At 61.7% G+C, this 25507-nt stretch carries 26 protein-coding genes; 19 read left to right on the plus strand and 7 right to left on the minus strand.

The features are described 5' to 3' along the window. Positions 1–121 precede the first annotated feature (121 nt). Genes KVG88_RS13420 through KVG88_RS13435 form a run of 4 tightly spaced genes read right to left on the minus strand, consistent with a single transcriptional unit; the run spans position 122 to position 4165 of the window. A complete protein-coding gene (locus KVG88_RS13420) occupies positions 122–1204 on the minus strand; it encodes a ferredoxin--NADP reductase (protein ID WP_217871705.1) in 1083 nt (360 codons plus the stop codon). A 13-nt stretch (positions 1205–1217) separates the two neighbouring features. Beyond that, on the minus strand, positions 1218–1973 hold the full coding sequence (locus tag KVG88_RS13425; RefSeq protein ID WP_217871706.1) for a glucose 1-dehydrogenase: 756 nt from the start codon (positions 1971–1973) through the stop codon (positions 1218–1220). Next, positions 1961–3640, minus strand: a complete 1680-nt coding sequence (locus KVG88_RS13430) for an FAD-binding protein (protein WP_217871707.1) — start codon at positions 3638–3640, stop codon at positions 1961–1963. The genes KVG88_RS13425 and KVG88_RS13430 overlap by 13 nt, the downstream gene beginning before the upstream one ends. Positions 3641–3649: 9 nt before the next feature. Beyond that, entirely contained in the window at positions 3650–4165 is a 516-nt protein-coding gene (locus KVG88_RS13435) for a flavin reductase family protein (protein WP_217871708.1), read from the minus strand. A 1085-nt stretch (positions 4166–5250) separates the two neighbouring features. On the opposite strand from KVG88_RS13435, the gene KVG88_RS13440 reads away from it, so the two are divergent. From KVG88_RS13440 to KVG88_RS13500, 13 genes are all read left to right on the plus strand, one after another. Next, entirely contained in the window at positions 5251–6435 is a 1185-nt protein-coding gene (locus KVG88_RS13440; protein WP_217871709.1) for an acyl-CoA dehydrogenase family protein, read from the plus strand. A 124-nt stretch (positions 6436–6559) separates the two neighbouring features. Further along, a complete protein-coding gene (locus tag KVG88_RS13445) occupies positions 6560–7681 on the plus strand; it encodes an LLM class flavin-dependent oxidoreductase (protein WP_217871710.1) in 1122 nt (373 codons plus the stop codon). A 460-nt stretch (positions 7682–8141) separates the two neighbouring features. After that, on the plus strand, positions 8142–9038 hold the full coding sequence (locus tag KVG88_RS13450) for a VOC family protein (RefSeq protein WP_217871711.1): 897 nt from the start codon (positions 8142–8144) through the stop codon (positions 9036–9038). Between the two features lie 11 nt (positions 9039–9049). After that, positions 9050–9931 carry a CoA transferase subunit A gene (locus KVG88_RS13455; protein ID WP_217871712.1) on the plus strand — a complete coding sequence of 294 codons (882 nt, stop codon included), beginning with the start codon at positions 9050–9052 and terminating at the stop codon, positions 9929–9931. An 11-nt stretch (positions 9932–9942) separates the two neighbouring features. Next, on the plus strand, positions 9943–10731 hold the full coding sequence (locus KVG88_RS13460; RefSeq protein ID WP_217871713.1) for a CoA-transferase subunit beta: 789 nt from the start codon (positions 9943–9945) through the stop codon (positions 10729–10731). A 23-nt stretch (positions 10732–10754) separates the two neighbouring features. After that, positions 10755–11627 carry an enoyl-CoA hydratase gene (locus KVG88_RS13465; protein WP_217871714.1) on the plus strand — a complete coding sequence of 291 codons (873 nt, stop codon included), beginning with the start codon at positions 10755–10757 and terminating at the stop codon, positions 11625–11627. A 2-nt stretch (positions 11628–11629) separates the two neighbouring features. Beyond that, a complete protein-coding gene (locus tag KVG88_RS13470; protein ID WP_217871715.1) occupies positions 11630–12697 on the plus strand; it encodes an NAD(P)H-dependent flavin oxidoreductase in 1068 nt (355 codons plus the stop codon). Between the two features lie 10 nt (positions 12698–12707). Continuing rightward, positions 12708–13463 carry an enoyl-CoA hydratase family protein gene (locus KVG88_RS13475; RefSeq protein ID WP_217871716.1) on the plus strand — a complete coding sequence of 252 codons (756 nt, stop codon included), beginning with the start codon at positions 12708–12710 and terminating at the stop codon, positions 13461–13463. A gap of 10 nt (positions 13464–13473) precedes the next feature. Next, complete coding sequence (locus tag KVG88_RS13480; protein ID WP_217871835.1) at positions 13474–14640, plus strand: acyl-CoA dehydrogenase family protein; 1167 nt, start codon at positions 13474–13476, stop codon at positions 14638–14640. A 10-nt stretch (positions 14641–14650) separates the two neighbouring features. Next, entirely contained in the window at positions 14651–15706 is a 1056-nt protein-coding gene (locus KVG88_RS13485; RefSeq protein WP_217871717.1) for an acyl-CoA dehydrogenase family protein, read from the plus strand. Positions 15707–15865: 159 nt separating this feature from the next. Continuing rightward, positions 15866–17014: an acetyl-CoA C-acetyltransferase gene (locus KVG88_RS13490; RefSeq protein WP_217871718.1), complete on the plus strand. Its 1149-nt coding sequence runs from the start codon at positions 15866–15868 to the stop codon at positions 17012–17014. Between the two features lie 130 nt (positions 17015–17144). After that, positions 17145–18020, plus strand: coding sequence for an SDR family oxidoreductase (locus KVG88_RS13495; RefSeq protein WP_217871719.1), 876 nt, complete (start codon positions 17145–17147; stop codon positions 18018–18020). Between the two features lie 75 nt (positions 18021–18095). After that, positions 18096–18605: a DUF1993 domain-containing protein gene (locus tag KVG88_RS13500; protein ID WP_056722346.1), complete on the plus strand. Its 510-nt coding sequence runs from the start codon at positions 18096–18098 to the stop codon at positions 18603–18605. A 150-nt stretch (positions 18606–18755) separates the two neighbouring features. Here the strand turns inward: KVG88_RS13500 and sstT are convergent, their stop codons facing one another. Next, positions 18756–19988, minus strand: coding sequence for a serine/threonine transporter SstT (sstT, locus tag KVG88_RS13505; RefSeq protein ID WP_217871720.1), 1233 nt, complete (start codon positions 19986–19988; stop codon positions 18756–18758). 450 nt (positions 19989–20438) lie between these two features. Between sstT and KVG88_RS13510 the strand changes: the two genes are divergently transcribed. Further along, the gene (locus tag KVG88_RS13510; RefSeq protein ID WP_217871721.1) at positions 20439–21599 is read left to right on the plus strand and encodes an MFS transporter; all 1161 of its coding nucleotides are present in this window, start codon (positions 20439–20441) and stop codon (positions 21597–21599) included. On the opposite strand, the gene nhaR is transcribed toward KVG88_RS13510, so the two are convergent. Next, positions 21586–22485 (minus strand): transcriptional activator NhaR, encoded by a 900-nt coding sequence (nhaR, locus tag KVG88_RS13515; RefSeq protein ID WP_150705447.1) that lies wholly within the window; start codon positions 22483–22485, stop codon positions 21586–21588. The two genes, KVG88_RS13510 and nhaR, sit on opposite strands and share 14 nt — an antisense overlap. Before the next feature lie 225 nt (positions 22486–22710). Here nhaR and KVG88_RS13520 point away from each other — a divergent pair, with 225 nt between their 5' ends. Then, on the plus strand, positions 22711–22953 hold the full coding sequence (locus KVG88_RS13520; protein ID WP_150705448.1) for a hypothetical protein: 243 nt from the start codon (positions 22711–22713) through the stop codon (positions 22951–22953). Between the two features lie 29 nt (positions 22954–22982). Further along, positions 22983–23735, plus strand: coding sequence for a TerC family protein (locus tag KVG88_RS13525; protein WP_217871722.1), 753 nt, complete (start codon positions 22983–22985; stop codon positions 23733–23735). A 133-nt stretch (positions 23736–23868) separates the two neighbouring features. Here KVG88_RS13525 and KVG88_RS13530 read toward each other — a convergent pair whose 3' ends face one another. Next, the gene (locus tag KVG88_RS13530) at positions 23869–24018 is read right to left on the minus strand and encodes a hypothetical protein (RefSeq protein ID WP_191630593.1); all 150 of its coding nucleotides are present in this window, start codon (positions 24016–24018) and stop codon (positions 23869–23871) included. A 179-nt stretch (positions 24019–24197) separates the two neighbouring features. Here KVG88_RS13530 and KVG88_RS13535 point away from each other — a divergent pair, with 179 nt between their 5' ends. The 3 genes from KVG88_RS13535 to KVG88_RS13545 all read left to right on the plus strand — a co-directional run bounded on the left by KVG88_RS13535 (position 24198) and on the right by KVG88_RS13545 (position 25464). Next, positions 24198–24926, plus strand: a complete 729-nt coding sequence (locus KVG88_RS13535; RefSeq protein ID WP_150705450.1) for a C39 family peptidase — start codon at positions 24198–24200, stop codon at positions 24924–24926. Between the two features lie 98 nt (positions 24927–25024). After that, on the plus strand, positions 25025–25231 hold the full coding sequence (locus KVG88_RS13540) for a DUF6021 family protein (RefSeq protein WP_150705451.1): 207 nt from the start codon (positions 25025–25027) through the stop codon (positions 25229–25231). Positions 25232–25248: 17 nt separating this feature from the next. After that, the gene (locus tag KVG88_RS13545) at positions 25249–25464 is read left to right on the plus strand and encodes a hypothetical protein (RefSeq protein WP_217871723.1); all 216 of its coding nucleotides are present in this window, start codon (positions 25249–25251) and stop codon (positions 25462–25464) included. Positions 25465–25507: the final 43 nt, after the last annotated feature.

Consider the following 25507-nt stretch of genomic DNA (forward strand, 5'->3'; position numbering starts at 1 on the left):
CTGATCGCAAATGAACGCACGTCCCCTGTAGGAGCTGCCGCAGGCTGCGATCTTTTGATCTTGCTTCTGAAAAATCAAAAGATCGCAGCCTGCGGCAGCTCCTACAGGGGCAGGTGTAGCCTCAATCGGGGAATTTCAGGCGTACGCGGGCACCGGTCGGTCGGCTCTGGCAGGCCAGTGTCCAGCCGTCCGCGAGTTCTTTTGCGCTCAACACGTCGTTGCGCGCCAATTGGATTTCACCTTCCTTGACCACACACATGCACGCGCCGCAGAAACCTTCTTCACAGGACGACGGCACATCCAGGCCGGCGGCCTTGCAACTTTGCAGCAGGGTGTCGCCGGGTTGGCAGGCAACTTCGTGTTGCTGGCCATCGAGTTCGACGATCAGCGCTTCGCACTGCGAATCCATGGCCGCCGCTCGTGCCACGGCTTCTTCGGCCAGCAGCTCGTCCGGGTCCGGTGGCGAGACGAAACGCTCGACATGAATGCGTTCGGCCGCTTCGCCCAGTGCCAGCAGCGTACGCTCCACGGTGTCCATGAACGGTCCCGGCCCGCAGATGAAGTACTCGCCGCCGGCCGACCCGCGCAGCAGATGACGGACCTGATGCTCCGTCAGGAAACCCTGCACAGAATCGAGGACGTGCACCACGTGCAGTTGATCAGGATGCGCCTTGATCAAGCGGCACAGCTCGTCCTTGAAAATCACCGAAGCTTCATCACGGTTGGCGTAGACCAACTTGATCGGCCGCCGACTGCTGTGCAGCACCGATTTGAGAATGGAAAACACCGGAGTGATGCCCGAACCGCCCCCGAACAGGACCAGGGGCTTTTCGGTGTCCGCCTGCGGGTCCAGGCAGAACAGCCCGGCCGGTGGCAGCACTTCCAGCCAGTCGCCGACCTGGACGTCGTTCATCCAGTTCGACACCCGGCCGCCCTCGACCCGTTTCACCGTGACCTTGGGCAGCGCGTCCGCGAGGGGCGAGCTGGCCATGGAATAGCAGCGGGTCAACAGTTTGCCGGCCAAGGGCACGCGAAAACTCAGGAACTGGCCCGGTTTGTAGCGAAAGCGCTCACGCAGATTGGGCGGTATGTCCAGCACCAGCGAGCGCGCGTCAGCGGTCTCGTCGATCACCGCGCACACTTGCAATGAGACGCTTGCCGTCGTGTGTTCGGCCGGGGTCAGGTTCTGTTGTTGCGTGCCCATGTTCACCTCGGCCTCAGAGCCCGCTGATCAGTTGCGCATTGTCGACGCGGATTTCGGCACCGTTGACGAATCGCGACTCGTCGGTGGCGAGGAACAGCACCACGTTGGCAATGTCCCGCGGCGCGGCCATGCGGTTCATCGGGTCCTGGTCGAGGGCTACCTGCGGGATTGGTTGACCACCGGCCAGGGCCTGGGTCATCGGCGTGTTCACGCCATCCGGGTGCACGCTGTTGCAGCGAATGCGGTAGCCCTGCTGCTTGCAGTGCAGCGCAATGGAACGGGTCATCGCCGCCACCGCGCCTTTGGACGCCGAGTAAGCGCAGAACATCGGCATCGCGCCCAAGGCCGCGACTGACGACATGTTGATGATCGAGCCGCCACCGGTTTCCTTCATCGCCTGGATCGCGTACTTGCAGCCGAGGAAGTAGCCGTCACCGTTGATCTTCTGCACCTTCTGCCACAGCTCCAGCGTGGTGTCTTCGATGCTGCCCAGGGCAAGGATCGCGGCGTTGTTGACCAGCACGTCGAGACGGCCGAAGTGTTCAACAGTAGTTTTCACCACGTTTTGCCAATCGCTTTCGCTGGCAATGTCGTGGCGGATGAACAGCGCGTTGCTGCCGATCTCGGCGGCAACCTGACGGCCCGCTTCTTCGTTGAGATCGGTCAGTACCACTTTGGCGCCTTCACGGGCCAGCAGCATTGCGTCTTCGCGACCGATGCCGCTGGCGGCGCCGGTGATGATGCAGACTTTGCCTTCTACACGTTGCATTGTTGTTCTCCTGATCGTGCGGGTTGAAGTGCGACTTGGTCGGCCACATGGGCGGCAGCCCGGCGACCGGAATAAATGCAATCGGCCAGGGACAGGCCGGAGACATACAGGTTGGACGCGACCCCGACCGCATTGCGGCCGGCGCTGTACAGGCTGTCTATTGGCTGGCCGGTGTGGTCCAGTACCCGACCGCTGTCCTCACAGACCTTCAGCCCGCCCAGGGTGATGACCGGGCAGGGGAAAAGTTTGCTGTCGAAGGACAGGTCGAGGGCGTACCACGGGCCTTGGTCGAGGTTGGCGAGCATCGCGGCGGATTTGCCGAACTCGTCGGCGACCTCACCGCGTGCTGCTCGGGAATAGCGTTCGACACTCTGGCGCAGCAGCTCCGGCGGCAGGTTGCAGCGTTTGGCCAACCCGGCCAGGCTGTTGCTGCGCTTGGCGTTGAACAGCAGGTTGAGCAGCACCGGCAGGCGCTGGAAATTCCAGACTTTGCCGGGGCCGACCTGACCGAGTGCTTCTCGAACCAGCGCCCGATTGAGAATCAGAATGGCGCGACCTTCCTGTTCTTCGACCATGGCGTGGCCGAGGGTCGCGCCGTAGACTTCTTCGTTGGCGTAACGCTGTCCGCGAGCATTGACGATCAGCCCGCGAGCCCAGGCCAGTGGCGGGTTGATGAAACGCCAGGCGCTGACCTTGTCCATCCGCGCCACACTGCCACCGGCGCTCTGGCCGAGGGCGATGCCGCTGCCATTGCACCCGGTAGCGCCCAGCGGCAGACCAGCCAGGTAATGCGGCGCGTGTTGGCGCACCAGATCGCGATTGAAGATGAAGCCGCCGCTGCTCAATAGCACCGCCTGTTCGGCGCGAATCAATTGGCGAATGGCGCTGGTCTGTTCGATGCGGCGCTGACGGGCGCGCAAGCGGTCGGCCAATGCCGGAGCGTACATATGAATGGCGGCAGTCCAGCGCGACAGACGCGCATGTTGTTTGGCGGCACGGCTACCTGACGGTAGTTGCCAGGCTTCGACGCCGATGACCTTGTCGTCGAGGTCAAGCACCAGTCGCCGCACTTCGCACTGGCTGCGCAGGCGTGCGCCTTGGCGCAAGGCGCTGGCCTTGAGCGGGGCGAACAGGCTGGCTCCAGACATGCCCGGGCCTTTGGTGCGGTGGCCACGGGGCGCCGGCTTGGCGCTGGCGGCATAGGCCGGCACGGCTTCGTTGCCGGAGTAATAGAGGTAGTACTGGTCACTCGGGTACGAGGTCTTGTGCGGTGGCACGCTGGCCTCGAACGCTGCGCCTTGTCGCTCCAGCCAGGCCAGTTGCTCGCGGCTGCCGTCGCAGAAATCCTTCAAGGTTTCGAGGCTGACGGCGTCGCCGACTTCCTTGCGCAGGTAGTTGAACATGGCGCCGCTGGTGTCTTCGTAGCCAGCCTGACGTTGATACGGCGTGCCGCCACCAGCGTACACCACGCCGCCACTGAGCGCTGTGGCGCCGCCGCCTTCGAAGCGATCCAGGGCGAGCACCGACAGACCGCGAGTGCTGGCCTCGATGGCGGCACAGGCGCCGGCACCGCCAAACCCGACGATCAGCAAGTCGCAGCGGTCATTCCATGGCAACTGGTCGGCGCTGTTCACTCGCAACGCCGTCAACCGGTTCAGGCTGTCCATGTTTGGGCCTCAGCCAGCAACAGCGAGAGAAGGTGCGGGTTTGGCGGTGGTGGTGTAGCTGCCGTCGAGGTAGACCAGCGGGGTGATTTCGGCGGTGGTGTGGATCTGCAGGATGCGCCCGATGAACACGGTGTGGGTGCCGTAGCTGAAGTGGCCGTCCTGGCGGCAGAGGATCGCCGACTGTGCGTCACCCAGGTAAGGAATGCCGCCGGGGCTGGTCAGCCAGTTGCCGCGGTCGAAGCGCGCTTCGCCCTTGATCGCGCCGCTGCACAGGTTGGCCAGGTCTTGTTGTTCGACGCCGAGGATGTTGACGCAGAAGTCGGCGCCGGTCGCCAGTGCGGCGTGGGGCGAGGCGGTCTTGTTGACGCAGATCAGCAGCGATGGCGGCTCGGTGCTCAGGGAGTCGACCGCGGTGGCGGCCATGGCGAAGCGTTCGGAGCCGTTGCTGGTGCTGATAATGGTGACTGACTTGGCCAGGCGGCGCATGGCCTGGAGCATGTCGGCTTTGAGGTTGGCGTCGTTCATCGCACTGGGCCTTTTTTGTTGGGGTGGAGTGCGATGGATTCTTGCTCTGGCTCTGGTCTGGGGCATCGTCCGAGGGGACTAGGCCTTGGCGGCCTCTGGGCCGACCAGGCTTATGGGTTGATTGAGTACATATCCGTTGCTGCGGTAACGGCGGCTTATGGTTTCGCCCTTACGGCGAGTCCCTTTTGTCAAACGACACAAAAGGAACCAAAAGGTCTCGCCCCTTACGTACGGCCCCTCGCTAGAGCTCGGGGTTCCTTCGCTCCGGCATTCATCCGGGGGCATCGCCTCCGGTCTGCTTCGCGACGACCTCCTCTCGATGTGTGCGGCTTCGCCGCACGGCGCTACGCGCCCACCCCCGGATAAACGCCTCCACTCAGCCTGCCGAGGGGGCGGGTGGATCAAGATCAAAAGCTGCAGGCGAGCTAACGCTCGGCCTGATGAGTGGTGAGAAGCGTGGGTGTACGCCGCTCCCCTGTGGGAGCCAGCCTGCTGGCGATGGCTGCCTGACAGCCGACCTGATTTTGTGGGTGTCTCACGCCAAAAGATCGCAGCCTCGTTGCACTCGACAGCTCCTACACAAAAATGCGAACGAACTAAGGACCAGGCCGGCCGGTAGGCCGCCTCGCTTTTGCTTTGGCTTTTGATCTTCTTGCACCCTCGCGAGGCCGAATGAAAGGGGCAGGAGCCCTTGGTTACTTGGGGCTTTTCCAAGTGACCCGCTGTAAGAGCGGAACCCTGAGTGGCCGTTACCGCAGAAACGGATATGTACTCCCACAAAATACTCGTCGGCTGACACAAAGCCATCGCTAGCAGGCTAGCTCCCACAGGGGATCTTCAGTGGCCACAAATCCCAAATAAAACCGCAGACCCAATGTGGGAGCCAGCCTGCTGGCGATGGCTGCCTGACAGCCAACACACCTCTTCCAGATGTACCCCCGGTAACTAATCCCCAAAAATCACATGGTCCGTTTGAGGGATGCCCACACTGTTCTCCATTGTTTGAATGCCAGTGTAGGGGCGCTACACCCGCCCCGTTGCACGCGCGCCCCGGCGGATGGGGTGAACAAAGGAGAACAATAAAAATGCTCAACCAAGACCTGATTCGCCAGCGTCTGAGCCAACGTGCCCGTGAGTTGGTGCCGATCCTGCGTGAACGCGCCCTGAACGCTGCGCAAGCAGGCCAGTTGCCTGAAGAAACCCTGAAGGATTTCCACGACGCCGGGTTCTTCCGCATCCTTCAGCCATCGCGCTGGGAAGGCTATGAATTGGAGCCCAAGGACTTCTTCGACGTGCAGATGACCCTCGCCGAAGGCTGCATGTCCTCGGCCTGGGTACTGGGAGTGGTGGCGATCCACAACTGGCAACTGGCGTTGTTCGACGACCGCGCCGCGCAGGATGTCTGGGGTAGCGACTCCAGCGTGCTGATCTCCTCTTCCTATATGCCGGTGGGCAAGGTCGAGCGGGTCGACGGTGGCTTCAAGTTGAGCGGCCGCTGGGGCTTTTCTTCCGGCAGCAAGCATTGCGACTGGGTGTTCCTCGGTGCGCTGGTGCCGCCGGCAGAGGCGGGCGGGGCGCCGGACTACCGGACGTTCCTGGTGCCGCGCAGCGACTACCAGATTCTCGACAACTGGAACGTCATGGGCCTGGAAGCCACCGGTTCCCACGACATCCTGGTGGAAAACGCCTTCGTTCCCGAGTACCGCACCCATCGCGCATTCGACGGTTTCATGCAGAACAGTCCGGGCAACGAGGTGAACACAGCACCGTTGTTCCGCCTGCCGTTCGGGCAGATTTTCGTGCGCGCGGTGTCGTCCTCGGCCATCGGTGCCCTGCAAGGCGCGGTGGATCAGTTTGTCGAGCACAACCGCGCCCGGGTCGGGGTCAATGACGGTCGCAAGATGGTCCAGGACCCGGCTGCGCAAACGTCACTGGCCAATGCCATGGTCTGCGTCGACGAGTGCAAGACCGTGCTGCATCGCAACTTCGCCCTGATGCTGGAGCGCGCGCAGAAGGGCGAGCCGTTGAGCATGCCCGAGCGGGTGAAGATGCGTTACGACTCGGCGCTGGTGGCCGACAAGTGCGCCAAGGCCGTTGGCGACCTGATGTTCAACAGCGGTGCTTCGACGATCTTCCGCAGCCATCCGATCAACCGCGCCTTCCGCGACATTCACACCGGTCGCGCCCACGTTGCCAACAGCCCGGCCAAGTACGCCTGGAACCTTGGCGGCGTGAGCATGGGCCAGGACAGCAACGACTTTTTCCTCTGACGCTTTTCATCAAATCGGCTAGTCCGTTTGCGTGATTCGAGCGCCCCGTCGATGCACGAGCATTGACGGTAAGGCGAAGGTCTACGGCGCCGACTGCGCATCCAAATAAGCACAAGGATCAACCATGAAATTTTCCCTGATTTACGAAGCCCAGACGGTGGACTCCAGCCGCGAAGGCGACCGCAAGATTTTCGAAGACACCGTTGAACAGGCCGTACTCGCCGACAAGCTCGGCTTCGACACCTTCTGGTGCGTGGAACACACCGCGCTGAGCAACTACTCGCACATGTCCGCGCCGGAAACCATGCTGGCGTTCGTGGCCGGTAAAACCGAGCGCATCGGCATCGGCCACGGTGTGGTCTGCCTGCCGCCGGCGATGAACCATCCAGTGAAAGTCGCCGAGCGCATCGCCACCCTCGACCTGCTGTCCAAGGGCCGTGTGCACTTTGGCGTGGGCAAGGGCGGCACCCAGCAGGAGGCTGGCACCTTCGGCTACGACCTGGCGACCTTGCAGCCGCAGATCGACGAGATGATGTACCTGATCCCGAAAATGTTCGTGCAGGACGAGATCGAGCACAACGGCGACTTCGTGCAGATCCCCAAGCGCCCGATCCATCCAAAGCCTTACCAGGATCCGCACCCGCCGATGTACCTGGCGTGCACCAACACCGAGTCGCTGAAGAATGCCGGCGGTCGTGGCATGGGCGCTCTGGTGCTGGGCTTCGGTGGCCCGGAAGAAATCGCCAAGAAGGTCGAGGTGTATCACGAGGCCTACGATAATCGCGATGTGAAGAAGCAAGTGGGCTTCCGTCCTAACCGTCACATCGCCGCGCTGTGCCCGGCCATCGTGCTGGACGACAACGCAGAAGCGCGCCGCATCGGTATCCGTGGCCAGCGTTACTTCATGGAATCCCTGGGTTACTGGTACGGCGGCGGCGAGCGTCCGGACCCGGAGAAGTGGAAAGACGACACCTTCGTCGACGGCAACGGCCAGAGCGTGATCAAGTCGCGCTTCGCCTCCGAAGAAGTCAGCGTCGACTTCTCCGACCCGACCATGGCCATGATGAACCCGAACCACGCCTATGGCACCGTCGAGGATTGCATCAACTACGTGCAACGCCTGATCGACGCCGGCGCCGACGAAATCCTGTTCATCTGCCAGATGGGCACCGTGCCGCAGTGGGCGCAGCTGGAAACGTTGAAGAACATTGGCGAGAAGGTGATTCCGCATTTCCGCAAGGGTTGAAGAACAGCCCGCTCACGCCTCATTACCTGTGGGAGCTGGCTTGCCAGCGATGAGGGCTTCACATTCAACATCTCTGTTGGCTGACACACCGCCATCGCGGGCAAGCCCGCTCCCACAGGTTCAGTGTCATGCCCCAATGCCTCATTTTTTCAGGCCAGGCACGGACGCCGGGCCAACTTTCCAACGGGTCCCCAAGGCCCGTTTTTTTATGCCTCAGATATTTCAGACCATCCCCCGTAGGAGCTGCCGCAGGCTGCGATCTTTTGATCTTGATCTGAAAAACAAAATCAAAAGATCGCAGCCTGCGGCAGCTCCTACAGGGATTGCGTTCTGCCGGTTTTGCGCTAGTCCCATTGGACGATGTTGCCCCTCCCCGAACCCGTTTGAATAGGCCGTACATAAAGTCTCCCCCGGCACCAGCCGAAGGGCGGCACGGCCTGAAAAAACGAGGAGTGCATCCATGGATATCCGTGGTCTGGGTTACGTCACCCTGCTGTCCAGCGACCTGGCGCAATGGCGCCACTACGCAAGCCAGGTGTTGGGCATGATGGTCATCGGCAACGATGACGACGAGCACCTGTACCTGAAAATGGACGAGCGCCACTACCGCATCCTGGTGCAGAAGAACGCCGAGAACAGCTTCGGTGCCTGCGGCTGGGAAGTGGCCGGCAAGGCGGCGCTGGAGCAGGCGGTCAGCGAGTTGCAGCAGGCCGATGTGCAAGTGATCCGTGGCACCGCCGCCGAAGCGGAACTGCGCAAGGTCCAGGAACTGGTGCACTTCAGCGACCCAGATGGCAATCGCCACGAAATTTTCTGGGGCCCGTTGCAGGATTTCGCCCGTTTTGTCTCGCCGGTGGGCGTCAAAGGTTTTGTCACCAACGACCTCGGCATGGGCCACGTCGTACTGCCAGCCCCGGCCTTCGAACGCTGCCGCGACTTCTACGAGCAGGTGATGGGTTTCGGCCTGTCGGACTTGATGAAAGTCCGCTTCACCCCGGACCCGGCCGAGCCGCAAAAGCGCATTCACTTCCTGCACTGCAACAACGGCCGCCACCACTCGCTGGCGATTTTCGAGTGCCCGATGCCCCACGGCTGCGTGCACATGATGGTCGAGGTCAACGCGCTGGACGAAGTCGGCCGCGCCCTGGATCGCGTTCATGCCAACGGCGTGAAGCTGTCGGCCACCCTCGGCCAGCACACCAACGACCAGATGATTTCTTTCTATATCAAGACCCCGTCCGGGTTTGACCTGGAATACGGCTGCGATGGCCTGGTGGTCGACTGGGACCGCCACACGCCGTTCGAAAGCACCGTGGTCAGCCACTGGGGCCACGACTTCAGTGTCGGTCGCCAATGAGGAACAAGACGATGGACAAGCAAATGAGCACCGCCGAGATTGTCGGCCAACTGCGTGACGGCATGACCATCGGTATCGGTGGCTGGGGCCCGCGCCGCAAGCCGATGGCGCTGGTGCGCGAGATTCTGCGTTCGGACCTCAAGGACCTGACCGTGGTTGCCTACGGCGGTGCGGACGTCGGCATGCTCTGCGCGGCCGGCAAGATCAAGAAACTGGTGTTCGCCTTCGTTTCCCTGGACTTCATTCCGCTGGAGCCGTACTTCCGCAAGGCGCGCCAGGAAGCGGCGCTGGAAGTGATGGAGATCGACGAAGGCATGCTGCTGCTCGGCCTGCGGGCGGCGGCGATGAATGTGCCGTTCATTCCGACAGCGGTGGGCCTGGGCACTGACGTGCTGCGCCACAACCGCCAGATCAAGTTGATTGCCTCGCCGTACGCCGATGGCAAGGACTGGGTGGCGATGCCGGCGCTCAAGCTCGACGCGGCGCTGGTGCATGTCGACCGCGCCGACAAACGTGGCGTGTGCCAGATCAGCGGTCCCGATCACTACATGGACGACCTGTTCGTGCGGGCCGCGACCCACAGCTACGTGACCTGCGATGAACTGGTCGACAGCGAGTATTTCCATCAGGACAGCACCCACGCACATCAAGTGTTCTGGGAACGCAACCTGACCACCGCCGTGGCCCACGTGCCGGGCGGGGCGCATCCGTCGTCGTGCGCGCCGCTGTACGGTTTCGATGTTGCGCACTTCAAAGCCTACAACGCCACGGTCCAGGCGGCCGATGGCTGGGAAGGTTATGTGCGCGACTACGTCGACTGCACCCACGAACAGTATCTGGAAAAGGTCGGCGGCCTGGCTGCGATCCGTGAACTGCCATTGCCGATTTTCTAAGGAGCCTTTCGATGAGCACTACTGATTTCAGCCTCGCTGAGTTGATGATCTGCGCGGCCTCCGAAGCCTGGCGCGAAGACGGCGAAATATTGGCCTCCGGCATCGGCGTGATCCCGCGCCTGGCGGCATCGCTGGCCATGTTGACCAGCAACCCGCAACTACTGATGACCGATTCCGAAGCCTACATGGTTGCCGAACCGGTGCCCTTGGGCGCACGCAAGGGCTACGAGCCCAAGCGCGACAGCTGGATGGGTTTCTCGCGGATTTTCGACAACGTCTGGGGCGGCAAGCGCCATGCGCTGGTCGGCCCGACCCAGATCGACCGTTACGGTCAAGCCAACATTTCCTGCATCGGCGACTACGCCAAACCCAAGGCGCAGATGCTTGGCGTACGCGGTTTCCCCGGCAACTCGATCAGCCACGCCAACTCGTTTTGCGTGCCGAGCCATAACCGCCGAGTGTTCGTCGAAGGCGAGGTCGATATGGTCGCCTCGGTCGGCTACAACCCGGCCCGCCTGGCGCGGGGCTGGTCGTTGGACGACATCGATATCCGCCTGATCATCACCGACCTCTGCGTCCTGGACTTCCAGGGCCCGCAGCGGCAGATGCGCATCCGTTCGCTGCACCCCGGCGTGACGGCGGCGCAAGTCCAGGACAACACCGGCTTCGAGCTGCACGTGCCGGATGACTGCCCGACCACGGCGGCACCGACGGCCGAGCAGTTGCAGCTGATCCAGCGTCTGGACCCGCACAACCTGCGCGCCCTGCAACTCAAAGACAACCCGCCAGGCCAACGCTGAGCAACGCGTTGCGGAGAAAAGTGATGGCTGAACATAACGATAACAATCAGGCCGAGGTGGTGCTGTACGAGGTGCGTGGCGCGGTGGCGCTGGTGACCATGAACCGCCCCGAGTTCCACAACGCGCAGAACTCGCAGATGACCTATGCGCTGGATGCGGCGTTTCGCCGGGCCTGCGGTGACGATGAAGTGAAGGTCATTGTGCTGCGTGGCGCCGGCAAGCATTTCTCCGCCGGGCATGACATCGGCACCCCGGGCCGCGACGTCGACAAAACCTTCGACCGCGCCAGCCTGTGGTACGACCATGTGAACAAACCGGGCGGCGAGTTTTTGTATGCCCGCGAGCAGGAAGTCTATCTGGGCATGTGCCGTCGCTGGCGCGAGATGCCCAAGCCGACCATCGCCATGGTCCAGGGCGCGTGCATTGCCGGTGGTTTGATGCTGGCCTGGGTCTGTGACTTGATCGTCGCCAGCGAGGATGCGTATTTCGCCGATCCGGTGGTGCGCATGGGCATTCCCGGTGTGGAGTATTTCGCCCATGTGCATGAGCTCAATCCGCGCATCGCCAAGGAGTTCCTGTTCCTCGGCGAACGCATGCCGGCACCGCGTGCCTATCAGATGGGCATGCTCAACCGGGTGGTTGCTCGTGACGAACTGGAGCAACAAACCTTCGATATCGCCGGGCGCATTGCACAGATGCCGCGCCTGGGCCTGCAACTGAGCAAGCAAGCGGTGAACAACGCCGAAGACCTGATGGGCAAGCGCGCGACCATGGACATGGTCTTCGGCCTGCATCACTTCGCTCATGCCCACAATGAGCTGGTGTCCGGCGACCGTCTCGGCGGCTACGACGCCAAGGCCATGGCCAGTTCCCAGCGCAAAACGGGTGAGGCGTGAGCATGGCGATCTCGTTGAATACCCGTTTGACCGAGTTGCTCGGGTGCCGCTACCCGATCATCCAGACCGCCATGGGCTGGGTCGCTGACCCGAAACTGGTGGCGGCCACGGGCAATGCCGGTGGTTTCGGTTTTCTCGCCGGGGCGACCATCGAACCGCAGCAGATGGAAGCGGCGATTATCGAAACCCGGCGCCTGACCGATCAGCCGTTCGGCGTGAATTTCCATATGTACCAGGCCAATGCCGGCGAGATCGTCGAGCTGGTGTTGCGCCACAAAGTCCGGGCGGTCAGCTACAGCCGTTCGCCGGGCAAGCAAATGATCAGCCGTCTGAAAGATGCCGGCGTGGTGTGCATTCCCACGGTCGGCGCGCTCAAGCACGCGCAGAAAGCCGTGGAAATGGGCGCCGATGCGGTGACCGTGCAGGGCGGCGAGGGCGGGGGACACACCGGTTCCGTGCCGACTTCGTTGCTGCTTGATCAAGTGGTCAATGCCGTGTCGGTGCCCGTGGTGGCGGCCGGCGGATTCAAGGATGGCAGGGGCCTGGTGTCGGCCCTGGCCTACGGTGCTGAAGGCATCGCCATGGGCACACGCTTTTTGATGTGCGCCGACAGTCCGGTGCCGCGAGAGACGCTGGCCCGATACCTGGCCGTGAAAGACCCGGCCGCGATCATCGTCAGCCGCGCCATCGACGGTATGCCGCAACGGATGATCCGCAACGAATTGCTCAACCAACTGGAAAGCAGCGGCGGCCTCAAGCGCCTGTTGCTGGCAGTGCAGAGTGGTCTGGCGTACCGCCGCCATACCGGAACGAGCCTGATCCAGTTGCTGGGCAGTGCCTTGAAAATGCGCGGTGCCGGAGAGTTGACCGCCGCGCAAAGCATCATGGCCGCCAATGCGCCGATGGTGATCCAGAAAGCCATGGTCGACGGGCAACCGGCCTCGGGCGTGTTGCCCGCCGGGCAGATCGCCGCATCCATCGACAGCTTGCCCAGCTGCGCCCAATTGATTGAACAGATCGTCCGCGACGCCGAAGCGCGCCTCGGCGAGCTGTGCCGCCGTGTGTCGTGAGAGGAAAGACATGAAACCATTTAGCGTCAGCATCGAACACGGCATTGCCGAACTGGTGTTCAACCGGCCACCGGTCAACGCCTTCAACAACCAGGGCTGGGCCGATATCGCCAGCGAGATCGAGGGCCTGGGCCGCAACAGTGACGTGCGGGTGATCGTGATCCGTGCCGAAGGTCGCGGCTTCTGCGCCGGTGTCGACATCAAGGAACTGGCCGCCGACGGCAACCTGATCGTCGCCGTGAACAAGGGCAACTACGACAGCTTCAAGGCGATCCATCGCAACCCGAAACCGGTGATCGTCGCCGTGCACGGCTTCGTGCTCGGTGGTGGCATCGGTATCTGCGGCGCGGCCGACATCATCGTCGCGTCCGAGTGCGCCACCTTCGGCGTGCCGGAAGTGGATCGCGGGGCCATGGGCGGCGGCGCGCATTTGCAGCGCCTGTTCCCGGTGCAGAAAGTCCGCCACATGTACTTCACCGGCGAAGCCATCGACGCCGCCGAGGCTTACCGCCTGGGCGCGGTGGAGCGGGTGGTCAAGCGCGAAGACTTGCGCGACGCGGCGTTGCAGATCGCCCGCACCATCGCCGCCAAGAGCCCCGGCATGATCAGCCTGGCCAAGGAGGCGTTGAGCGGCATCGAAGACGGCAATCTCGAAGACAAATACCGCTGGGAGCAGGGCTTCACCCTCGAAGCTTACCGCTCACTGGACTCTCAGGAAGCACGCGACTCGTTCGTCGAGAAACGCGATGCCCGATTCAACGGCTGAAGGCATATCCATGGACCTGACCTATACCCCGGCCCAGCAGGCCTTTCGTGCCGAGGCACGGACCTGGCTGGCGGCCAATGTACCGAGTGAACCGCTGCAATCGTTCGACACCGAACAAGGCTTTGCCCAGCACCGGACGTGGGAAGCCAAGCTCAACGAAGGCCGTTGGGGCATGGTCACCTGGCCGACCGAACTCGGCGGCCGTGGCTGCGACCTGATCGAGTGGCTGATTTTCGAAGAGGAATACTACCGTTCCGGGGCGCCGGCACGGGTCAACCAGAACGGCATTTTCCTGCTCGGCCCGACCTTGATGGAGTACGGCAGCGAAGAGCAGAAAGCGCGATTCCTGCCGCGCATGGCCACAGGCGAAGACATCTGGGCCCAGGCCTGGTCGGAGCCGGGCGCCGGTTCCGACATGGCGGCGATCCGTTCCAAGGCTGAACGGGTGGGCGACCATTACGTGATCAACGGCCAGAAAACCTGGTCGACCCGCGCGGTGTGGGCGGATTGGGCGTTCGGTATTTTCCGTACCGACGCGCAGTCCCAGCGTCATCACGGCCTGACCTTCATCCTGCTGCCGCTGGACACGCCGGGCATCACGGTGCGGCCGATTCCGCAGCTCAACGGTCTGCCGGGCTTCGCCGAAATTTTCTTCGACGACGTCAAGGTGCCGGTAGAGAACGCCCTCGGTGGCGAAGGCATGGGCTGGCATGTGGCGATGTCCACCGCTGGTTTCGAACGTGGTTTGTTGCTGCGCTCACCGGCGCGCTTCCAGGAAACCGCCAAGCGTCTGGTGCAGTTGTACCAGGCCAATCGTGAGCACGCCGACCGCGACCCGGCCATAGGCGAAGCGGTGATGCGCGCCTGGCTCGATGCCGAGGCCTACACCTTGAGCACCTACATGACCGCCTCGCAACTGGTGCAGGGCGGCAAGATCGGGCCGGAGTCGTCGACCAACAAGATCTTCTGGTCGGAACTTGACCAGCGCATGCACGACACCGCCATGAGCATTCTCGGATTGCGTGGCGAACTGCTGCCGCAAGCCCCGGCCGCCGGTGACGTCGACCATTGGCTGGAGGGTTTCCTGTTTGCCCAGGCCGGGCCGATCTACGCCGGCACCAACGAGATCCAGCGCAACATCATTGCCGAACGCATGCTCGGCATGCCGCGTGCCTGAGGAATAGACCATGGACTTTAGTTTCAGCCGCGACCAACTGCTGTTTCAGGACAACGTCCGCAGCTTCCTGATCAACGAAGTCACCCCGGAGCGCATTCGCGAACTGTGGCAGAGCGACACTGGCCGCAGCGATCAGCTCTGGACGCAACTGGTGGAGTTGGGCCTGACTGCGCTGACCGTGCCCGAGGCGCAGGATGGCATGGGCATGAATGAGCTGGACTTCGTGCTGATCGCTCAGGAATGCGGTTATGCCGGTTTGCCCGAACCGTTGGTGGACACCATGTTGATCGGCGTGCCATTGCTCGCCGCTCTGGATGAGCAACACACGGCACTCAAACAAAATTGGCTTTCGCGAGTGGCCGAGGGGCGTGCGCGTCTTGCGGTTTCCGAGCCAGGTAATCCGCTGGTCAGCGATGCCCATGTCGCCGATCTGCTGTTGCTGGCCAATGGCGACGAGGTGCATGCGCTGGAGCGTAATGCCGTGCGCCTGACGCGCAACGAGTCGGTGGACCCGAGCCGGCAGCTGTTCCAGGTCGAGTGGACACCAACCCCCGCCACTTGCGTCGCCAGCGGCGAGCAGGGCCAACGCCTGTGGGCGGCCGCCTTCAACCGTGGCGCCCTCGCCAGTGCCGCGCAACTGCTGGGGCTGGCCAAGCGCATGGTCGACCTGGCGGTGGACTACACCTTCGAACGCAAGCAGTTTGGCAAACCGGTGGGTTCGTTCCAGGCGGTCAAGCATCTGATGGCCAACGTCGCGGTGCAGATCGAGTTCGCCAAAGGCCCGCTGTACCGCGCCGCTTATGCGCTGGCCGAGCAACAACCGGGGCAGGACGTGTTTGTGTCCCACGCCAAATTGGCGACCGCGGAAGCGGCGATGCTCGCGGCGAAAAACACCATCCAGGCCCACGGCGCCATGGGGTACACCTGGGAAGTCGACCTGCACCTGTTCATGAAACGCGCCTGGGCGCTGGACAAGGTCTGGGGTGATCGCGGCCTGCACAAAGGACGGATTCGCGCGGCGCTGTTTGACGGCACACCCGCGCTGGGTGCGGGCAGTACGTTTTAACCCGTCAGTAAGGGTGACGAAATTCCTGTGGGAGCGTGGCTTGCCCGCGATGGCGGAGTGTCAGCTACATCAATGTTGTTTGACCCACCGCTATCGCGGGCAAGCCACGCTCCCACAGGTTATCGGTGCCTGATCATAATTTTTTCACCGAGGTAGACCATGCCTGAAGCCTATATCGTCGACGCCCTGCGCACGCCCACCGGGCGGCGCAAGGGTGGTCTGAGCCAGATCCACGCCGCCGACCTGGGCGCCCATGTATTGCGCGCGCTGGTTGAGCGCAACGCCATTCCCGACGAGGATTACGACGACGTGATCTTCGGCTGTGTCGACACCATCGGCCCGCTGGCTGGTGACATCGCTCGCACTAGCTGGCTGGCGGCCGGCCTGGCGCAAGCGGTGCCGGGCACCACCATCGATCGCCAGTGCGGTTCGTCCCAGCAAGCGGTGCACTTCGCGGCGCAAGCGGTGATGAGCGGCACCCAGGACGTGGTCGTCGCCGGTGGCGTGCAGACCATGACCCAGATCCCGATTTCCTCGGCGATGATCGCTGCCGAACCCTTGGGCTTCACCGATCCGTTCAGCGGTTCCGAAGGCTGGGTGCGGCGCTATGGCGCGCAACCGCCAACGCAGTTCCGTTCGGCGCAGATGATCGCGGAAAAATGGGACCTGTCCCGGGCGCAGCTTGAAGCCTATTCGCTGGAGTCCCATCGACGTGCCTTGCAGGCCATCGAGCAAGGCCGCTTCAATCGCGAGATCGTGCCACTGGCCGGTGTGCTGCACGACGAAACCCCGCGCCAGACCAGCCTGGAAAAAATGGCCGAGCTGGAATTCCTGTTCGGCTGCGACCGGGTGACCGCCGCGGTGTCGAGCCAGACCTGTGATGCGGCCAGCGCGATGCTGATCGTTTCGGAAGCGGCGCTCAAGCGTTACGGCCTGACGCCACGGGCACGCATCCATCACCTGAGCGTGCGCGCCGAAGACCCGATCTGGATGCTCACCGCGCCGATCCCGGCCACCGCCTACGCACTCAAGCGTGCCGGCATGAAGCTGGAAGATATCGACCGCGTGGAAATCAACGAAGCCTTCGCCTCGGTGGCCATGGCCTGGTTGAAAGAGACCGGTTATCCCCATGAACAAACCAACGTCAACGGCGGCGCGATTGCCCTCGGCCATCCATTGGGCGCTACCGGCACCCGTTTGATGTGCACCTTGTTGCATGAATTGGAACGCAGCGGCGGACGCTTCGGCATGCAGACCATGTGCGAAGGCGGTGGGCAGGCCAACGTGACGATTATCGAACGTTTGTAAACCAGGATGTACATCGACCCCCTGTGGGAGCTGGCCTGCCAGCGATGCAGGCGCCGCGGTGTCTCAGGCGGACCGCAGTGATCCCATCGCTGGCAGGCCAGCTCCCACATGAATTTGAAGGATGTAAAACATGAAGATCTGTGAAAACCGCGTAGTGATCATCACCGGAGCCGGCGGTGGGTTGGGCCGCGCCTACGCATTGGCCTTCGCCGCTGAAGGCGCGAAAGTGCTGGTCAACGACATCAACCGCGAAGCGGCGCTGGCCGTGGTCGGCGAAATCCTCGGGCAGGGCGGTAGCGCCGTGGCCAACAGCGACGACATCACCCGCTATGACTCGGCAGGGCTGATCGTGCGCCAGGCCATCGAAACCTTCGGTGGGCTGAACGTGGTGGTCAACAACGCCGGCATTTGCCGCGACCGCATGTTCGCCAGCCTGACCGAAGCCGACTGGGATGCCGTGGTAGCCGTGCATCTGAAGGGCCACTTCTGCATTTCCAGTCACGCCGTGAAGTACTGGCGCGAGCAGGCCAAGGGTGGCGCCAAGGTCGATGCGCGGATCATCAACACCAGCTCCGGCGCCGGGTTGCAGGGCTCCATCGGCCAGTCCAACTATGCGGCGGCCAAGGGTGGGATTGCTTCGCTGACGCTGGTGCAGGCGGCTGAACTGCGCCGCTACGGGATCACCGCCAATGCCCTGGCGCCGGCCGCGCGCACCGGGATGACCGAGCAAGTGTTCGCCGACACCATGAAAAAGCCTGAAGAAGGCTTCGATTACTTCGCCCCGGAAAACGTCGCGCCGCTGGTGGTGTGGCTGGGCTCCGAGGCTTCCGCCGGGGTGACCGGGCAGATGTTCGAAGTCGAGGGTGGCAAGTTGTCGATCGCTGACGGCTGGCGCCGTGGTCCGCAACTGGATCGCCAGGGGCGCTGGGCGGTTGGCGAGATGGGCGAAGCGATTGCGCAGCTGATGACTCAGGCCATTCCGGCGGCGAAGGTTTACGGCAGCTGAAAAAGAACGGTCTCGGGAGGGCGCGGGTGGCTATAATCGGCCCCACGTTTCCTCCTGTCATCACACGAGACTGCCATGACCATTTCCCTGTACGACGCTTCCATCCCTGTTCTCCAGCAAATGCTCAACGCCCTCAGCGGCGTGCTGAAAAAGGCCGAAGCCCACGCCACCGAAAAAAACATCGACCCGAACGCCTTCCTGCAAGCACGCCTGTTCCCGGACATGTTCCCGCTGGTACGCCAGGTGCAGATCGCCGTTGATTTCGCCAAAGGCATTTCTTCGCGTCTGGCCGAAGTCGAACTGCCGAAGTACGACGACACTGAAACCACCTTCGCCGAGCTGCAAGCATTGATCGCCAAGGTTCTGGCCTACATCGGCGAGTTCACGCCAGAGCAGATCAATGGCAAGGAAGGCATCGAGATCGTGACCCGTCCGGGCACGCCTAAAGAGAAGCGATTCAGCGGACAGTCCTACCTGCTGACCTACGGCCTGCCGCAGTTCTTCTTCCACGTCACCACCACTTACGCACTGCTGCGCCACAACGGCGTGGAAGTGGGCAAGCGCGACTACATGGGCGCGTTCTAAACCGCCCAGGTACAAAAAAGCCCGCCAAGGTTTACGCCTTGGCGGGCTTTTTCGTTGGTGGAGCAAGAGATCGCAGCCTGCGGCAGCTCCTACAGGGTGTACGGCGAGCCAATGTAGGAGCTGCCGCAGGCTGCGATCTTTTGATCTTCGTTAGGCCAGGCGTTCTGCTTTTGCCTCTTCACCCAGGCAAGCCGCCGCGGTGAACAGCACATCGGTGGACGAGTTCAGGGCGGTTTCCGCCGAGTCCTGCAACACACCGATGATGAAACCGACTGCTACCACCTGCATGGCGATTTCGCTCGGGATGCCGAACAGGCTGCACGCCAGGGGAATCAGCAACAGCGAACCACCGGCCACACCCGAAGCACCGCAGGCACAGATGGCCGCGACGACGCTCAGCAGGATCGCGGTGGGAATGTCCACGGCGATGCCCAGCGTGTGCACGGCCGCCAGAGTCAGCACGGTGATGGTGATCGCCGCGCCGGCCATGTTGATGGTCGCGCCCAGTGGGATCGATACCGAGTAGGTGTCTTCGTGCAGGCCCAGACGCTTGCTCAATTCCAGGTTGACTGGAATGTTCGCCGCCGAGCTACGGGTGAAGAATGCGGTGATGCCGCTTTCGCGCAGGCAGGTCAGCACTAGCGGATACGGGTTGCGACGCAATTTCCAGAACACGATCAGCGGGTTCATCACCAGCGCCACGAACAGCATGCAGCCCAGCAATACGGCCAGCAGGTGCGCATACCCGATCAGGGCGCCGAAACCGGAGGTGGCCAGGGTCGAGGCCACCAGGCCGAAAATGCCCAGCGGGGCGAAGCTGATCACCAGACGCACGATCACCGTCACGCCGTTGGACAGGTCGCCCAGCACTTCACGGGTGGTGTCGCCGGCGTGGCGGATGGCGATGCCCATACCGATGGCCCAGGCCAGGATGCCGATGAAGTTGGCATTCATCAGGGCGCTGACCGGATTATCGACCACGCTCAGCAACAGGCTTTGCAACACTTCGCCAATCCCGCCCGGCGCCGAAACCGCGACGTCCTGGGTCGACAGCACCAGGCTCGACGGGAACGCCATGCTGGCAATCACCGCGACCACGGCCGCGGCGAAAGTGCCCAGCAGGTACAGGAACAGAATCGGCCGGATATGGGTTTCCTGGCCATGCTTGTGGTTGGCAATCGACGCCATGACGAGCACGAACACCAGAATCGGCGCGACGGCTTTCAGCGCCGAGACAAACACTTTGCCGATGAACGCCGTGGACTTCGCCGCGTCAGGCGCGAATAGGGCCAGGGCAATACCGGCAAGCAGGCCGATCACGATTTGCGTGACCAGGCTCAGGCGTTTAAGGCGTTGCAATAGAGAAGGGGATGAAGCAGTCATAAAACGGCATCTCTGATTTTTTATAAGTGCATGGTTTCGCAGGTGCGCAGCAACAAACAGGGCAGGCCGCAGGCAGGAAACCGAGAAGGAAACACAGGGTGTAGAACGCCGCAATCCTTGTGGGAGCGAGCCTGCTCGCGATGACGATGGCACAGTCGACACTGCGTTGTCTGACAGTCCGCCATCGCGAGCAGGCTCGCTCCCACAGGTCTTGTCGATTAACCGATTGGCATTAACCACTGGGTGTACGTTTTTCAGGGCGCGGACTTTATCACAGGGTAGGCGCGATCTTTCAGACCTGTGACGAACTGACACCCCGGTATTCAACGCAAATTGCAGGTTCGTGCAACCGCATCCGGAAACACTCTGTTAAGATTCGCCATCCTCATTTTCATATTTGCCAGTGGGCCTTCGGGCTATCGCTGGTGTTTTCGTTTTCTGGAGTTTTGCATGCTGTTACCCATTCTTCTGTTGTCTGCCGCCGGGTTCACGGTGCTGACCACGGAGTTCATCATCGTCGGCCTGTTACCGGCGATTGCCCGGGACCTGGAGGTCAGCATCCCGCAGGCCGGTTTGCTGGTGACACTGTTCGCCTTCACTGTGGCCGCATTCGGGCCATTCCTCACCGCATATTTCGCCCGCTTTGAGCGGCGCAAGCTGTTTATCTCGGTGTTGATCATGTTCGGTCTGGCCAACTTGCTGGCAGCGATGGCGCCGAACATTTGGGTGATGGCGTTCGCGCGGCTGATTCCGGCCCTGGGGTTGCCGGTGTACTGGTCCCTGGCCAGTGAAACAGCCGTTGACATTGTCGGGCCTGATTACGCCGGGCGCGCCGTCGCCAAGATCGGCTTCGGCATTGTTTGCGCCACGGTGTTCGGCATTCCGGTAGGTACATTGATTTCCGATGCTTTCGGCTGGCGCAGTGCCTTTGCGATTCTGGCGGTCATCGCGTTTGCCAAGGCGTTGCTCCTGTTTATCTATCTACCGAAAACCAACCTGCACCAGCATCAGGTGAACTTCCGCTCGCAGTTCAAGATTCTGCGCAGCCCTTTGATGATTGGTCACGTCTTGCTGTCGGTGATCGTGTTCAGCGGCATGTTCACCGCGTACACCTATCTGGCGGACATTCTTGAGCGACTGGCCGGCTTCAACGGCACCGTCGTCGGTTGGTGTCTGATGGGCTTCGGCGCGGTTGGGTTGATCGGCAACTCGTTGGGCGGCCGGGCGGTGGATCGTCATCCGCTAATGGCATCGATGATGTTCTGTGCGTTCATGATTGCCGGCCTGGTGGCGCTGGTGCCGAACATCCATTCGCCGCTTGGTCTGGCGGCGGCGATGGGCATCTGGGGCGTGACCCAGGCGGCGTTGTTTTTGGTCAGTCACGTGCGCTTGATGAAAGCGGCACCCGAAGCACCGGCGTTTGCCGCGTCGTTGAACATCGCCGGGGCTAACCTCGGTATTGGCCTTGGCGCGATGATCGGCGGTCGGGTGATCGACAGCGTCGGCCTGCAAGGTCTTGGCTTTGCGGCCGCGGCTTTCATTCTCGCCTCGATCCTGTTGGCCATCGCCCTGATGACCTTCAAGCCGCGCGAAGAAATCACAGCGCTGTAAACAGCTCGCGTCGGGCACCTTCGGTAATGGCGACAATGCCGGGGTGCTTGACCTTGCGTTCCACTGAGATGGCGTAGAACGACTCGCTCACCGCGTCGGTCTGGCCAATCACCTCCACGCCGCATTGGCGTTTCACCTCATCGGCGATCACGCTCGGGCCGATGAAAATCCCGCTGCCGGATTGGCCGAAAGCCTGCATCAAGGCACTGTCGTCGAACTCGCCAACGATTTGCGGCTGGATCTGCTGTTCGGCGAACCAGCGTTGCAAACGGCTGCGCACCACGGTTTCCGGCCCCGGAATCAGCAACGGCGCACCGTGCAGGTTGCGCGGGAAATCCTCGCCGTAGCGTGCCGCCAGCTCAGGCGTAGCGAAAAAACTGATCCCGCATTCACCGAGCTTCTGGCTGTAGCCCTTGATGTCCAGATGCGATGGCATGGGGCTGTCGGAGATCACCAGGTCCAGCCGCTGGATCGCCAGGTCGGCCAACAAACGCTCAAGCTTGTCTTCGCGACAAGTGATGCGCAGCGGTTCGCTCAATTCCATGGTCGGTGCGATCAGGCGATAGACGATGGATTTGGGCACCACATCGGCCACACCGACCCGGAACAGAATCTGTTGTTCATTGGGTTGCGCACGCAGCATCAGTTCCAGTTCACCGCCCAGCTGAAACATCTGTTCGGCGTAGGGCAAAGTCTGTCGACCTGCCTCGGTGAGTTCCAATTGCCGACCCACCCGACGAAACAGCTCGATGCCGTAGGTTTGTTCAAGCAGCGAAATCTGCCCGCTGATGGTCTGTGGCGTGAGGTTCAGCTGTTCACAGGCGCGCACGATGCTGCCCGTTTTGGCCACCACCCAAAAGTAATGCAATTGCCGATAGTTCAACATACACGGTCCCCTGTAGGAGCTGTCGAGTGAAACGAGGCTGCGATCTTTGATCTGCCCGTTAAAAACAAAAACGAAAGATCGCAGCCTCCGACAGCTCCTACATTCGTAAAAACCGAAGTATACATGGCAAAAATACGAATTTTCCTGAAGTATCCGCTTCCCTAGAATGCCTCGCTATCAACGGGCCATCGTTTCGGTCCCGTTCGTTATATCGAGGGAAGCATCATGAAAATTAAAGCCACGGCATTGTTGATCACATCTTTACTGGTATTGGCCGGTTGCGACCAGGCCGAGAAAAGTGCCCAGCAATTGATGGGCAAAGCCGCCGAAAGCGCAAAGCAGGCCATCGACGATACCCATAAAGCCGCAGAGCAAGCGCTTAGTGACGCCACCGGTGGGATGATCAGCAAAAAAGAATCATCGGAAAAAGACTCGGAAAAAACCGAATCTTCCTCCCAGGAAATCTAAACCGTCTTACAAAGAGTCAGGACTGACCCATGGAATACCTTTTACAGCTAGCCGCCAGCCCCACAGCCTGGGTTGCCCTGGCCACCCTGGTGGTGATGGAAATCGTGCTCGGCATCGATAACCTGATCTTCATCTCGATCCTGACCAACAAACTGCCCGAGCAGCACCGGCAGAAGGCGCGCCGTATTGGTATCGGCATGGCGTTGATCCTGCGTCTGGGCTTGCTGAGCACCATTGCCTTCATCGTTCAGTTGACCGCACCGGTAATCGAGATTCTCGGCCACGCGTTCTCCTGGAAAGACATGATCCTGATTGCCGGTGGCCTGTTCCTGTTGTGGAAGGCGACCACCATGAGCACCATCGGCAGCATGGACCCGGCCCCGGAAGATCCGAAGTCGGCCACCTCGACTGTGACCCTCGGCTTCGCTGCTGCAATCGGTCAGATCCTGATGCTGGACATGGTGTTCTCCATCGACAGCATCATTACCGCTGTCGGCATGACCGAGCATTTGCCGATCATGATCATCGCCGTGGTGGTGTCGGTACTGGTGATGTTGCTGGCGGCTGATCCGTTGGCCAAGTTCATCAACGACAACCCGACCGTGGTCATGTTGGCTCTGGGCTTCCTGATCATGATCGGTATGACGCTGATCGCTGAAGGCTTCGGCGCCCACGTACCGAAAGGCTATGTTTATGCCGCCATGGCGTTCTCGGCTGCCATTGAAGTGCTGAACATGATGTCGCGTCGGGCAAGGCAGAAGCGCATTGCCGCTGAAGTTTAACCGTCGCTAAACGAAACGGCCGCCTGAACGAACTGCAGGAGTTGCCGAAGGCTGCGATCCTTTGATTCAAGATCAGAAGATCGCAGCCTCCGGCAGCTCCTACAGTCAGTTCAGGCGTTTTTATTTGCGGATGTCAATGGGCGCTGACGGGACGACTTGGTGTGTCGGTGGGTTTTGCCGATTGAACAGGGTGGTGATGGTGTCGACGGGTAATGCGCAGAACGCCCCACAACATGGCGGCGGCGACGGCCAGCCAGCCGGAAATCAACATTACGATTGTCATAGTCAGGCTCATCGATGCCTCCTCTTTGCCCTGCAGCGGGCAGACACGCTATGCAAGTGACAGTCTAGCCGCTGTCGTGTTTCAGGCTATTGACCGAAGGTCGACTGTCATCAACCAGTTCGCTCTATGCAGCGCAAACAACTACCGGTTAAAGCTATACCGACGCCGCGTGGCGTCCTATGATCGACGGCCAAGCCGGGAAGCGGATAGCCCGGCGTCTGAACGAGAGAGTGATGATGGTGCGGGTAATTTCTCGAATGCTTTCGGCGGCATTGATTGTGGGTTGCGTCGTCGGTCTGGCGGGTTGCGCGGGAAGCGTGGCGCCTGAAATCAAGCGTCTGCCGGAACGGGTCGAACTCAGTGGCCGGTTCTACAAGGGCGTAGCCAATCAAAGTGGGCCGCAAGTGCTGGCGAGCATGTTGTCTCAGCAAGGCATTGTGATAACCCCGGGCTTGCTCGACAAACCGTTGCGTTTACCAGGTGCCGAAGCCCAGTTGCAGCAGAACATGCAGAGCCTCGCCCGGGAATACGGGATGGTGGTTTATCCGCTGGATAGCAACTTGCCGGCCTTGTTGACTCAAGTGGCCGCCGGGTACCCGGTGATGGTGCGCTTCACGGAAGGCTCGGCGCTCTGGTCTGAACCGCGTTATGCCATCCTCACAGGGTACAACCGGCAGAAGCAGACCGTGTTGTTGCGTGCTGGCATGGAACAGCGCGCGTTGATGGGTTTCAGTTCCTTCGAGTCTGCCTTCAAGGACGCCGGGGGCTGGGCGGTGCTGATTCAGAACCCGAAGCAGGTGCCCGCCCAGGTCGATCAGCAGCGCTGGCTCAAGGCGGCGGACGATCTTGCCCAAGCGGGCCAGGAGCAGGCTGCCGCGACAGCCAGAAAAGCGTTGAGCGCCCAATAAGCCCGTTCGTCATCTGCCGGGCACCCCCACACATCAGCGTCCTCTGATAATCAAGGCCCGGACATTTCGGGCCGCGATCGCGCGATCAGGAGGCGTTCATGGCACATTCCAATACTCCCGCCGGCCCTCACTCGTCTGAGCATTCGTCCGGCGATGAGTTAGGGTTCGACCCCGATTCTCCGGACCTCGCCGACCCTCAGGTCGACCCCATCGGACCGGCCAAGGCGCCGAAAGACGTGAAGCCGGGCGATAACCCCAAGGCTCCCGCTAAGCCCTACGATCCACTTGGCGATCTGAAACCCTAGGTCTCATGGAGGTGCGTATGTCTACCGATTCGAGTTTCAACGACAAACGTCCGGAAACAGTGCCCACGACTCCGGAAGATGAAATTGATCCGGTAATGGACCCGGACAGTCCGATGCGAGATCCGTTGGCTCGTCCCACCGTGACGCCAACCGGACACCCACAGGGCTGGCGTGATCCGAGCAAAGGCGATGGCATTCCCGACGATGACCAGATGCCTCTGCCTAACGACTGACGGCGCTGTCCAGTTCCGCAGCACCCGATACCTGTAGCCGCAG

It is taken from the genome of Pseudomonas azerbaijanoccidentalis (assembly GCF_019145495.1).
Lineage (GTDB): Bacteria > Pseudomonadota > Gammaproteobacteria > Pseudomonadales > Pseudomonadaceae > Aquipseudomonas > Aquipseudomonas azerbaijanoccidentalis.